Source organism: Rahnella bruchi (assembly GCF_003614975.1).
Classification (GTDB): Bacteria; Pseudomonadota; Gammaproteobacteria; order Enterobacterales; family Enterobacteriaceae; genus Rahnella; species Rahnella bruchi.
This window is the reverse complement of record NZ_QZWI01000005.1, coordinates 204,877-217,437: the sequence shown is the minus strand read 5'-3', so window position 1 is coordinate 217,437 and position 12,561 is coordinate 204,877. Positions and strand designations below refer to the sequence as shown.

Below are 12,561 nucleotides of genomic sequence, written 5' to 3'. Positions count from 1 at the left end.
AAATCTTGCAGAAAACCGCCTGCATTCCCTGTTATTTCACTTCAGCCTGTCGTGTATTTTTGCCATCAGGTTGTCAAAAATTTCCTGATTTTTTTGTTTATACCGTCTTGAAAAAATTCCTTTCGTCTCCATTTTTACTGTACGACGCAGGAAGAGATACGCCGGAAGGGATCTCGATTCACGATGTATGACACATCGCTGAATCCGTCGCTGGCCTGTCCAAACGGAAGGCTATTACTCTTTAAAAAGCACTCGCTGAATATCAGGAGAAGCAGTAATGCGCAATTTTGATTTATCCCCGTTATACCGTTCTGCCATAGGTTTTGACCGTTTATTTAATCTTATCGAATCGGGTCAGAATCAGGGCGGCGGCTATCCCCCATATAATGTCGAGCTGGTTGACGAAAACCATTACCGGATTGCTATCGCGGTAGCAGGTTTTGCCGAGTCAGAGCTGGACATCACGGCCCATGACAACATGCTGGTGGTCAAAGGCGCACATGCACCGACTGAAACCGACCGGACTTATTTATATCAGGGTATCGCTGAACGTAATTTCGAACGCAAATTCCAGCTGGCTGAACATATTCAAATAAAAGCAGCCAATTTGTCGAACGGTTTGCTGTATATCGACCTGGAACGCATCGTTCCTGAAACGTCCAAACCGCGGCGTATCGAAATTCGCTGATTTACCCGCGATCTGTCACCTGAGGTCAGCGTTGTAATAAACAGTATTGACCGCCAGAAAATGAAAAAGTTTAGGCTCGCCGTCAGGGAGCTGCACCGTCACGCCCGAACCGGATGACGGAATTATAAATCTCGCTTCAAAGAAGGAGTTATACCATGCGTAATTACGATATTTCCCCATTACTGCGTCAGTGGATTGGTTTCGATAAATTAGCCAGTTCAATGCAGGGCGCGGATCAGGCATTCCCTCCCTACAATATTGAAAAGTCTGACGACAATCATTATCGCATTTCACTGGCGTTGGCCGGTTTCCAGCAGAGCGAGCTGAATATTGAAGTCGAAGGGCCGCGTTTAACCGTCAGCGGTACGCCTGCTCAGCCGGAAGCCAAAGTGGAATATCTGCATCAGGGGTTAGTGATCAAGCCTTTCACCCTGAGCTTCACGCTGGCAGAGCATATGCATGTCTCTGCGGCAGAATTCATCAACGGACTGCTGCACATCAGTCTGGTGCGCGATGTGCCACAAGCGTTACAGCCGCAGAAAATTGCGATTGGTACAGAAAAACCGGCGCTGGAAAATCAGTCTGTATAAAACAGTCAGTGTAAAATAAGAAGGGGAGGACAGATGTCCTCCCCTTTTTTTGTGCTGTGAACGTAGCGGGGTTACTGATTTTCCGCGTGCGCTTTTTCCACTTCTTCCGCCAGAATCTTCACACCGCGCTCGATCTGCTCAGCATCAGGCACGTAGTTCATGCGCATACACTGATGTGTGTGCGGCCACGGATGTTCCAGCCCAGGGAAGAAATAATCCCCCGGCACCATCAGTACTCCGCGCTGTTTAAGACGCTGATACAGCACTTCGGTGGTGATCGGCAAATCTTTGAACCACAGCCACAGGAAAATCGCGCCTTCCGGTTTATGGATAAGACATCGTTCTTCCGGCAGATAGCGACGCAGCGTGGCAATAGTTTCCTGTACGCGCTGGAAATAGAACGGTTTGATCACCTCTTCGGAAAGGCGCAGTAAATCGCCACGCGCAATCATCTCATGAGCAATCGCCGGTCCGACGCTGCCAGGAGACAGGCTGATAATGCCGTTCATGTTACTGATCGCTTTGATAATTTTCTCATCGGCAATCACGATACCGCAGCGCGACCCTGGCAGCCCGAGTTTCGACAGGCTCATGCACAGGATGATATTTGGGTTCCACAGCGGCGTTGCTTCAGTGAATACGATGCCAGGGAACGGCACGCCATAAGCATTATCGATGAGTAATGGAATATCTTTCTGCTGCGCCAGTACATCGAGGCGGACAAGCTCTTCGTCGGTAATCACGTTACCCGTCGGGTTGGTCGGACGGGAAACGCAGATCAGGCCGATATCATCGGTAATGTTCAGGTGATCGAAATCGACGTGATATTTGAACTGGCCTTCAGGCAGTAATTCGATATTCGGCTTGGCCGAAACAAACAGATTTTCGTCCAGTCCGGCATCGGCGTAACCGAGATATTCCGGTGCCAGCGGGAACAGAACTTTGGACATACTGCCGTCGGCGCGACGTCCGGCGAACAGATTGAATAAATAGAAGAAGGCACTCTGGCTGCCGTTGGTCAGCGCAATATTTTGTGCATCCAGCTGCCAGCCGAGCTCTTTCTCTAACATTTCTGCCAGCGCGTGACGCAGGACGTCTTTGCCCTGCGGGCCGTCATAATTACACAGCGCCTCGGTCAGCTTGCCTGCGGCCAGCATTTCCGACAGCAGCGTCTGGAAATAATCCTGCATCTCAGGAATTTGTGCCGGATTGCCGCCGCCCAGCATGACTGCGCCAGGTGTGCGTAAACCGTCATTCATATCGCCCATCAAGCGAGTGATGCCTGAAAAACGGGTAAATTTGTCACCGAAAGCAGAAAACGTCATAGAAAGCTTTGTATGTTATCGAAATGTGTCGTCCACCATAACGCCTGCGGCAAAACAGTGCAATCGGACCACGGGGATTTGAATTTCTCATTCCCTTTCTGATGATGACGAAAGGGAATGAGACGGGGGATTACTTTTTCAGAACTTCCGGGTTCACGCAGAATTCCTTCACGTCGCCTTTCAGGGCGGCGATCAGGTTATCCACCGCACAGGCCGCCATGTCGTAACGAGTTTCGTGTGTGGCGGAACCGATATGCGGCAGCGCCACCACGTTAGGCAGAGTCAGCAGCGCAGAATCTTTTGGCAGAGGCTCCGTCTCGAACACGTCCATACCTGCGCCATAAATCGTACCGGCTTTCAACGCTTCAATCAGAGCCGGTTCATCAATAACCGGGCCACGTCCTGCGCTGATTAAAATCGCGCTGGATTTCATTTTCGCCAGTTCTTCTTTGCCAATCAGATGGAACGTTTGTTCGGTCATTGGCAGCAAAATACAGACGAAATCAGACTCTTTCAGCAGTTCGTTCAGCTCACATTTACGGGCACCGAAACGCTCTTCCGCTTCCTTATGCTGGCTGCGCGCGTTATACAAAATCGGCATGTCGAAGCCGAAATGCGCACGTTGTGCCAGCGCCAGACCGATACGGCCCATGCCGACGATGCCCATGGTTTTATGGTGTACATCGATGCCGAACCAGTCTTCGCCAATGTTTTCGTTCCATTCACCGGCTTTTACACGCTCGGCCACGTTCACCACGCGGCGTGCGGTTGAAAGCACCAGCGCCATTACGGTATCAGCCACGGTATCGGTCAGCGCCGTCGGCGTGTGCATCATCGGGATTTCGCGGCGGGTCAGTTCAGCCACATCAAAATTATCGTAGCCGACGGAAATGGTGGATACCGCACGCAGGCGCGGGGCATGGTCAAACAGCTCTTTATCGATTTTTCCGCCAGAACCCAGCAGGCCTTCTGCGTTTTGCAAAGCATCAAAAACCTCAGCACGGTTTTTGTCGGTGATGCCATCGAATTCGGTAATAGCAAAATGCTCTTCAAGACGTTGATGCAAATCGGCAGGCAGTTTTTTGTACAGAACAATTGACGGCTTATTCATTACAAACTCCAACTCTTCAAATGAGTATTTTCAGATTTCAGGTTAAGGAAACATTCCCTTTCGGTTTAATTTCAGCCTTGCGCGGTCGGACTAACAGCGTTATTCCGGCAGACAGCAGCAGCGAGACGGCCATAAAAATAAACGAGGCGGCAGGACTGCCAGTGTTGCCATTGAGGTAACCGACAAACCACGAACCAAAGAACGAGCCCAGCGCACCCAGGCTGTTGATTAATGCCATGGCTCCGCCGGAAACATTCTTCGGCAGCATTTCAGGAATGATGGCAAAGAACGGACCATACGGGGCATACATTGCGGCAGCCGCGACCACCAGTAAACTGTACGAAAGCCAGAAATTGTTTGTGCCAGCTGCCCAGGAGCCGAAGAACGCCAGGGCGCCGACCAGCAACAGCGGCCAGACAAACAGTTTACGGTTTTGCATTTTGTCGGATGCCCATGACACTAGGATCATCGCGATGGTCGCCGCCAGATAAGGAGCAGAAGAGAGCCAGCCCGCTTCGACCATGCCCATTGATTTACCATCGCGCAAAATCGACGGCAGCCAGAGCACAAAGCCATACACGCCGATGCTCCAGAAGAAATATTGCAGACAGAGGAGGATGACATTTCTCGAGCGGAAAGCTTCGCGGTAACCGCCGACTGCCTGAATATCTTTCTGTTCTTTTTCCAGCTGCGCGGCCAGGGCTTTTTTCTCCTGCTCGCTCAGCCAGCTGACTTGTTCGGGTTTATCTTTGACGCTGAACCACCAGATAATCGCCCAGATCACCGCCGGAATACCTTCAAAGATAAACATCTCCCGCCAGCCAAACGATTTGATCAGATAGCCGGAAAGCACCGACATCCACAGCACCGTCACCGGATTGCCCAAAATCAAAAACGTATTGGCGCGCGAGCGTTCGGATTTCGTAAACCAGTTGCTGATGTACACCAGCATGGCGGGCATCACGGCGGCTTCCACCACGCCGAGGGCAAAGCGGATCACCGCCAGCATCGGGATATTCGTCACCACGCCGGTCAGTGAAGCAAAGCCGCCCCACAGCAATAAGCACCAGAAAATCAGCTTCTTAACGCTGCGCCTTTCGGCATAAATGGTGCCGGGGATCTGGAAGAAAAAGTAGCCAAGGAAAAACAGGGCACCCAGCAGGGAAGACATGCCTTTGGTGATGTGAAGATCATCATTGATACCGGCAGCCGACGCGAAACTGAAGTTTGAGCGGTCGACATACGCCAGACTGTAAGTGATGAACACGATTGGCATAATGTACCACCAGCGGCGCGAGGCCAGTCTGGACTTGTTCATAACGGTATCTCCTGATAATGCCTCAGCTTTCCCGCACCCGTGGGGCGCCGCGAAATCAGCCGCGTAAAACGTCAACGTAATGGCGCGTCACGGCGGTCAAATCATCCCCTTCAAGCGGGAATTCGATGCCGCGCGGGACATCCTGAGGCAACATTTTCAACAAAGATTCCCAGCTGCCATCGCTGTTATCGAGTGCCACGGCGTGCCATTTTCCAGCACGTTTTTCCGCTGCTTTCACATGCACATAACCGACATGACGTGCCAGACGTTCAGCGGCAATCGCCGGATCCTGTCCGACCCACAGCCAGTTGGCCATGTCGAAAGTCATACTCAATGGCAAATGCAGGGATTCTGCGGCAAACATGAAGGCATTAATGCGCGACAGAATTCCACATTCCGGGGTCTGATCGTTCTCCACTACCAGCTTCACCGGGCTTGATGCCAGCACCACCTTCAGCGGTGTCAGATCCTGGCCCGGCTCAAATTCACCGAGAGAAAACTTAATCGTGCGGGCATTCAGAATGCGCGCCTCTTCAAAATATTGTGGTGCATCAGGATTAAGCTCGCCACCCGACAAAAACAGCGGGAAGGGTACCGAGTAAACTGCAAACAGGCCATGATGCTGAATTTTCTCCGCCAGCGCCGGTAAAGAATCCAGTTCCTGCGGGGAGAACAATTCACGGCGGATTTCGACGCCATCGGCCTGTGCAGCGGCAATGACGGAGAGCAGTTCTGCCTGACCACCGAGTTCTTTCACCACGCTGTTGCCGTAGGCGGCGGTGACAATGACGATTTCTTTTTTCATGAACGTTTTTCCTGTGAGGGCGGGTTGCCAGGAAGTGACAGGCAATCATTTCGAAACCTCATTTTAGTCAAGCAAATGAGATATCGTGCCGTTGTTAACGTTTTGTTTCGTTTTATACAAGCTAATTGGAACCGGTTCCAGACGACAGAACAAAAGCCCAAAAATATGATCCCGCTCACGAAGAACGGGCAGGAAATCGGAGAAGTAAATGGGATCAGCGTGCTGCGGTGGAACCGCGCGCAACGAGTTCGCCGGAAAACTCCAGGTCTTTGACCGGTTCAGAATTGCCCTGAATGCGTGTCACCAGCTGTCTGAGCGCTGCTACGCCCATGTCGTATGTCGGTTGTTTTAGCGTGGTTATGCCCACGCCCGCCAGATCGGCCCATACCAGTTCATCGAAGCCGGATAAGCCGATGTCCGGCCCCCAGCGAAGATTCAGCCGCTGCATGGCACGTGCGACCTGTAATGTCAGTGCGCCGTTTACACACATCACGGCTTTGTGTTTATCCGCATGCCGCGCCACAAAGTCGCGCAGTAAATTGTCCAGTCCTTCGGCGTTATACAGCTCAATTTCACCCTGTTCGCCCGTCAGTTGCGGGGACTGCTGCATACGTTGCAGGAACGTACGCAGACGGTCGAAACGGGTATTGACGGTGGCGGGTTCGCTGACGAAAAGCAGTGCCTCGAAACCCTGTTGCACGAGGTGATCGGTCATCATCTGCGTGGCTTCTACGTTTTTCAGGCCGATGACGTCGCAGGCGAAATTCGCGACTTTGCGGTCGATCAGCACCATCGGTAGATTGGCCTGTTGCAGCGTGGAAATCGCCGCCTCGCGCATGCCGACAGCATTCACCACAATGCCGTCAACTCGGTAACTGCTGAGCAATTGCAGGTAATGCTTTTCCTGATCCAGCTCGTTGTTGGTGTTACACACCAACAGCGTCAGTCCTTCCTGACGGCAGGCGGCTTCAACGCCGCGCATCACATCGACAGAATAGGGATTGGTAATATCGGCGAGGATAAGCCCGATTAACCGCGTCTGACCGCTTTTCAGGCTGCGCGCCATCTGGCTCGGTTGATAATCGAGCAGGGAGATCGCCCGTCCGATGCGCTCTTTCAGCGAATCGGACAGCAGGTGTTGTTCACCGTTGAGATAACGTGAAACGCTGGTTTTACCCGTTTTGGCGGCGCTGGCGACGTCACGTATCGTGGCGCGAACCACCGCGCCCGGTTCCTGTTTTTTACTCACAGCCTTTCTCCCCTCATGCTTGTCCCACGGAGACTAGCACAGAGTGCCGAAAGGCTGCATCCGCAAGTCAGCGCAAACCTTCTGCCGTTTGCACCCCGGAAACCGTTTCGGTCTTCGGTCTGCTGCTCAGGGTAAAGGCCGAAATAATCGTCACGCTAAAGGCAATACCGCCGAGGATCAGATAGGTATCGCTGAAACCGATGCGGTCATACAAATTACCGGCGAAAGCCGAGAGGAAGATGGCCGCAAGTTGTTTGGCGAAATTAAAGCCGATCAGATAAATGGTCGCGGAGAACCGGACATCAAAGATTTGCGTGATGTATTTGAACACCCCCACCAGCAGGAACGGGACTTCCAGCGCATGCAGCATTTTCAGCAGGATCACTTCAATGGCCGTCGTCGCGAATGACGAACCGACTATGCGGATGGACATAATCGTACCCGCCAGCAGCAGCGTATTTTTTGCGCCGATGCGGTTAATAATCCACGGTGAACAGAACATAATCAGCGCGTTACACAACTCACCGGCAGTGGTGACGTAGCCAAACATTTCCGTGCCCTGCTGCGGGGAGGCAAAGAAGGTTTTGAAGAAAGTCGCGAACTGCTGATCGAATACGTCATACACACAGGCCACGCCGATGACATATAAAATCAGCATCCACAGTTTGCGTTCTTTCAGCAACAAAGCCGCCGTTTTCAGCGAAAATTGCGGCTGATTAGCACCGAGTTTATCCAGAACCTGCGCGTTTTTGTTTTCCTGCGGACGGGCAATCAGCAGCAAAATCATCAAAATGATCGCTGCGCCGGAACCCATCCAGAACACGATGTCCGGATTGATGTTAAACAGCACTCCCGCCGTCGAGGCGCAAATCCCCCAGCCGAAGCACCCGAACATCCGCGCCTTACCGTATTCGAACGAACTGTTGCGGCTGACTCTTTCAATGTAAGCCTCAGTCGCGCCTGAACCGCCCGCAAACACGAAACCGATATACGCGCCGCCGAGAATGGCGCCGAGTACGATATTCAGTTTTAACAATGGCGCGAAAACGTAAATGAAGAAAGGCGCGAAAAGAAACAGCAGCACGGCGATGATCCACAGCAGGTGTTTTTTCAGGCCAAGCTTGTCAGAAATGATGCCGAAAATCGGCTGAAACAAAATCGCAAACAGCGACATGCTGGAAAACACGATGCCGGTTTCCGTTTTGCTCAGGCCGATCACATCGGAAAGCCAGATCGGTAAAAACGGATAACAGGTCGCCATAATGAAGAAATAGAGGAAGAAATAGCTGCCAAATATCCAGAAGTTAGTATTGTTTTTATAGAAGCAACGATCGGAAGTTTGTGTAGGGTTCATAGTGATTTCCTTGCCGAAACCATGAAAACCGGCACTGTAGTACCGGCGTTTTTTGTTGTTATCTGATTTCTTCGAAGCCGAGAAGCAGGGCGCTTTCCGGATCCAGCACCGGCAATGCCAGCCCTGCATTCGCCAGCCATTCACCGCTCAGTACCGGCGACGCATGCAGCCACGCCGGTTGCACGCGCATGGTGTGACCGCTGCCACCGCCTTTGAGTAATGCCGGTTCGTCGAGCACCGTCACGCGATAGCGGGCATCCGCTTTCAGCCCCGGCACGCGTAACGCACCGGGCAATGACCATGTCGGCATCGCCAACTGGCTGACCAGAAATACGGCCCGATCCCTGCTTTCACTGACCACCCCATTGATCAGCACGGTCTCGTCGTGTGTATCCACGCGGTACACGTCGCCGCTGTGCAGTAACGGACGCAGCTGCTGATGAAGGCGGGTATATTTCGCAAAACCGGCGCGTTCAGCCTCGCCTTCTTTCACCGGATCCAGCTCAATGCCCATATGGCCGAACAGCGCCGTCAGGCCGCGAAATTCAATGCTGTGCTGGCGCGAGGTGGCGTGACACAGCTTGTTGCCAATGTGTGAGCCCATCACTTCCGGCGGGAAGAAGTAGCTCATGCCGCGCTGAATTTTTTGTCGTTCCAGCGCGTCGTTATTGTCGGATGTCCAGAAACGGTGGCTGCGCTTGAGCACCTCGAAATCAATGCGACCGCCACCGGACGCGCAGGATTCAAACTCAATCTGCGGGAAGCGTTCGCCCAGAACATCCAGCAGACGGTAGAACTGCTGCGTTTGTACCGTCAGCGCCGCGCGACCTTCGTGCCCCGGCTGGACGATTTCGCGGTTCATGTCCCATTTCACGTAATCGACATCATGCTCGCCGAGCAGCCAGCTCATACGTTCCACCAGATAATCAAAGACCTGCGGATTGCTTAAATCGAGCACGAACTGATGACGCCCGCTCGGCTGCTGATAACCGGGCAACGCCAGCAGCCAGTCCGGATGGGCGCGATACAAATCGGAATCCGGATTAATCATTTCCGGTTCGACCCAGATACCAAATTCCATACCCAGTTTTTTGACGTGGCTGATGACCGGGGTGAGGCCGTTGGGATACTTTTTCTCATCGAGATACCAGTCACCGAGCGCCGCGCGGTCGTGATCGCGCCCGCGGAACCAACCGTCGTCGATAATGAAGCGTTCAACGCCTAACGCGGCAGATTCTGTCGCCATCTGCATGATATAGTCAGGATCGTGATCGAAATAAATCCCTTCCCAGGTATTGAGATGCACCGGACGCGGCTTTTCGGTCGGGAATCGTAAAATCTGCTCACGTACAAAACGGTGGAATTGCTGACTCATGCGGTTCAGACCGCTGGCGGAATAGCTGGCGTACAGCCACGGCGTTTCCAGCATTTCGCCCTGTTCAAGGCGTTGTTCGCCCGGAAAATAAAGTGCTTCGGCCTGTACCAGACGACGGCCATCGATTTTGATGTCAGCGCGCAGGCGATGATTGCCGCTCCAGCCCAGATGCATTCCCCAGACTTCGCCCTGTTCTTCGCTGAAACCCTGATGACCGATCATCATCGCCGGGAAATATTCAGAGGACGTTTTGCCGCGGCGGTTTTCCTGAATGATGCCGCCGTGATCCAGCTGCGTGCGGTGTGGCTGAAACTCTTTGATCCAGCGCCCATGAAACGCCATCACTTCGGTGGCGCGCTGCGGCAGCGGCAGCGTCACGGCCAGCCGTGTCACCTGATAAGTGCCGGGTTTAAGATTGGTCAGTGCGTTACGTGCCTGCAAAACCCCGTTGTCATCAAGGCGCAATTCGCTGCGAAATTGCAGACCCGCAATCGCGTCTTCGGTATTGATGATGAGCTGATTTTCGTCGTGACTGACCTGCGTGGTATTGAATACTGGCGACCAGTCCTGCCCGTTACGATGGCCTTCCATTCCCGGCGTGCCGAATGAACCGCGTCCGGAATCGACGCTGAAATTCACCGGTGCCTCTACATCAATCCGGCCATTGGGCACGGCGCGGCTCAGCGAAATGATGTCATCAGCCGAAAACTGACTGAGGCGGTTTCCCCAGTAAAGAATTTCAGCGTAAGGCGTACAACGGACGATCAGGCTGGTCTGTCCGCCGGTTAAATGAACAATCTTGTTTTCCATATAGTCACTGCTCCAGACAAAGATTTGCGCTGATAAGACGCGATCAGGTGCAGTAACTATTGATCCGAAACGTTTCGGATGGGAAATGTGAAGGTGAAAAAATGTGATATAGGGTGGAAAAATAACTTAAGAGGGAAGTATCAGCGTGGTGGATGTGCTGTAACGCCTGCCTGCAATTCGGGCTGCCAGAGAACCTGCAAATCCTTCAGCGGTTCGTTGCGGATCAGCGCCATCGTCATAGTGGCGATTTGTAACCCGACCGCTTCACGCGTGCCCTGACGGACGGCTGTGACGGCCACATCGGGCACACTGTCGCACGGCAAGCCGTCAAAGATAATCAGGGAAACACCACCGGTGAGCAGCAGGCCGGCTTCATGCAACGCCAGCGCTGCACCTTCGCCATGCATATTACAGTCGCAGACAATCGCCGTCGGAGGCACTGGCAAGGCCAGCAGCGCCTGAGTAGTCTGATAACCGGCGCGACGACTCGGGCTGATTTTATGCACGTAATCAGGATTATGCAGCAGCATGTTTTCGCGTAATCCGTCGAGATAACCCTGAAAGCGCTGACCGATAAACGATTGCTGATTGCTTTCGCCCAGAAACGCGATGCGCTGATGCCCGAGAGCGGCGAGGTGATCGACCGCCATTTGCATACCCGCGCGGTTGTCGAAATCAAACCAGGCGTAATCCTGCGTCAGACAGCCGCTGCGCCCGAGCGCCAGAAAAGGAAAATTACGCTGCTGCAAATCCATCAGTCGCGGGTCGCTATCCAGCGTATGTGCCACCAGCATGGCATCGACGCGTTTACTTTCGATGAGTCTGCGCCAGGAATATGTGCCCAGTTCATCCGGTACCAGCAGCAAGTCGATTTCATATTTTGCCAGCTCGCGGGTGATACAGCCGACCATTTCGATAAACGCGGAATTGCTTAACGGATGAGAACTGAACGGGAAAATGAGGCCAACGGCGTCGATCTTACCCATCTTTAACCGGCGGGCGAGGGTGTTAGGCCGGTAACCACGTAAATCGGCCGCCGCCTGAACCCGCGCTTTGGTGTCTGCTGAAACGTCATCGTAGCCGTTCAGCGCGCGGCTGACGGTAGTGACAGAGAGACCAAGATCTTTCGCAATAGCTTTCAGAGACATACTGGCATCCGTTACACAGGTGGAAGGGCACGTGGCGGCAGAATATCACAAACGCGAAAACGGAGCCGAATGGCTCCGTTTTTATCAGGGGTAGGACGAAATTTACTGTAACGGGCTGAGGGTAATCTCGACGCGACGGTTCTGCGCTTTGCCCGCTTCGGTGCTGTTGGTCGCAATCGGATTGTCCGGGCCAGCGCCGGTGGTGTGTACGCGGCTGCCTTCAACGCCCTGAGTGATCAGCGCGCTGCCCACGCCGTCAGCACGTTGCTGCGAAAGCTTCATGTTGAGTGCTCGGGTACCGGTGCTGTCCGTATAACCGACAACGTTCACGGCAGTTTTCGGATACTCTTTCAGTACCATCGCCACGCCGGTCAGCGTGTTAGCGCCCGCCGGTTTCAGCGTGCTGCTGTTGGTGTCAAACGTCACATTGTTTGGCATGTTCAGCACGATGTTATCGCCCTGACGGGTCACGCTGACGCCGGTGCCTTTCATTTTGTCGCGCAGTTTAGATTCCTGCACATCCATGTAATAACCTGCACCGCCACCCAGTGCGGCACCCGCTGCAGCGCCGATCAGCGCGCCTTTGCCGCGATCGTGTTTGGAGGAAGACAGCATCCCGACGCCTGCGCCGAGCGCGGCCCCAATACCTGCGCCAATGCCGGATTTCCCTGCTTCTGATTCGCCGGTGTAAGGGTTAGTGGTACAGGCTGACAGGCCCATGGTGACGCAAAGTACGCCCGCAACCACAAGTAATCTTTTGCTCATCTTATTTCCTTCATGATGTTTTT

The 12,561-nt window shown here is 53.4% G+C and carries 11 protein-coding genes; 2 read left to right on the top strand and 9 right to left on the bottom strand.

Translation table 11 applies throughout. The annotated features are described in order from the left end of the window. Positions 1 to 277 precede the first annotated feature (277 nt). Both ibpA and ibpB read left to right on the top strand, forming a co-directional pair. Positions 278 to 688, top strand: a complete 411-nt coding sequence (gene ibpA, locus D5398_RS12225; RefSeq protein WP_112287226.1) for a small heat shock chaperone IbpA — start codon at positions 278 to 280, stop codon at positions 686 to 688. A 155-nt stretch (positions 689 to 843) separates the two neighbouring features. Further along, complete coding sequence (gene ibpB / locus D5398_RS12220) at positions 844 to 1,278, top strand: small heat shock chaperone IbpB (RefSeq protein ID WP_120507888.1); 435 nt, start codon at positions 844 to 846, stop codon at positions 1,276 to 1,278. Between the two features lie 71 nt (positions 1,279 to 1,349). Here ibpB and D5398_RS12215 read toward each other — a convergent pair whose 3' ends face one another. The 9 genes from D5398_RS12215 to D5398_RS12175 all read right to left on the bottom strand — a co-directional run bounded on the left by D5398_RS12215 (position 1,350) and on the right by D5398_RS12175 (position 12,538). Continuing rightward, on the bottom strand, positions 1,350 to 2,603 hold the full coding sequence (locus D5398_RS12215; RefSeq protein ID WP_120507887.1) for a valine--pyruvate transaminase: 1,254 nt from the start codon (positions 2,601 to 2,603) through the stop codon (positions 1,350 to 1,352). 130 nt (positions 2,604 to 2,733) lie between these two features. Beyond that, positions 2,734 to 3,714: a glyoxylate/hydroxypyruvate reductase GhrB gene (gene ghrB / locus D5398_RS12210; RefSeq protein ID WP_120507886.1), complete on the bottom strand. Its 981-nt coding sequence runs from the start codon at positions 3,712 to 3,714 to the stop codon at positions 2,734 to 2,736. Between the two features lie 37 nt (positions 3,715 to 3,751). Beyond that, positions 3,752 to 5,032: an MFS transporter gene (locus D5398_RS12205; RefSeq protein WP_120507885.1), complete on the bottom strand. Its 1,281-nt coding sequence runs from the start codon at positions 5,030 to 5,032 to the stop codon at positions 3,752 to 3,754. A 55-nt stretch (positions 5,033 to 5,087) separates the two neighbouring features. Next, entirely contained in the window at positions 5,088 to 5,837 is a 750-nt protein-coding gene (locus tag D5398_RS12200) for a sugar phosphate isomerase/epimerase family protein (protein ID WP_120507884.1), read from the bottom strand. Positions 5,838 to 6,051: 214 nt separating this feature from the next. Further along, positions 6,052 to 7,086: a LacI family DNA-binding transcriptional regulator gene (locus tag D5398_RS12195; protein WP_120507883.1), complete on the bottom strand. Its 1,035-nt coding sequence runs from the start codon at positions 7,084 to 7,086 to the stop codon at positions 6,052 to 6,054. Between the two features lie 67 nt (positions 7,087 to 7,153). Continuing rightward, a complete protein-coding gene (locus D5398_RS12190; protein WP_120507882.1) occupies positions 7,154 to 8,440 on the bottom strand; it encodes an MFS transporter in 1,287 nt (428 codons plus the stop codon). Between the two features lie 58 nt (positions 8,441 to 8,498). Further along, positions 8,499 to 10,625: an alpha-galactosidase gene (locus D5398_RS12185; protein WP_120507881.1), complete on the bottom strand. Its 2,127-nt coding sequence runs from the start codon at positions 10,623 to 10,625 to the stop codon at positions 8,499 to 8,501. 140 nt (positions 10,626 to 10,765) lie between these two features. After that, on the bottom strand, positions 10,766 to 11,773 hold the full coding sequence (locus tag D5398_RS12180) for a LacI family DNA-binding transcriptional regulator (protein ID WP_120507880.1): 1,008 nt from the start codon (positions 11,771 to 11,773) through the stop codon (positions 10,766 to 10,768). Positions 11,774 to 11,875: 102 nt separating this feature from the next. Next, on the bottom strand, positions 11,876 to 12,538 hold the full coding sequence (locus D5398_RS12175) for an OmpA family lipoprotein (RefSeq protein WP_120507879.1): 663 nt from the start codon (positions 12,536 to 12,538) through the stop codon (positions 11,876 to 11,878). Between the last annotated feature and the right edge of the window lie 23 nt (positions 12,539 to 12,561).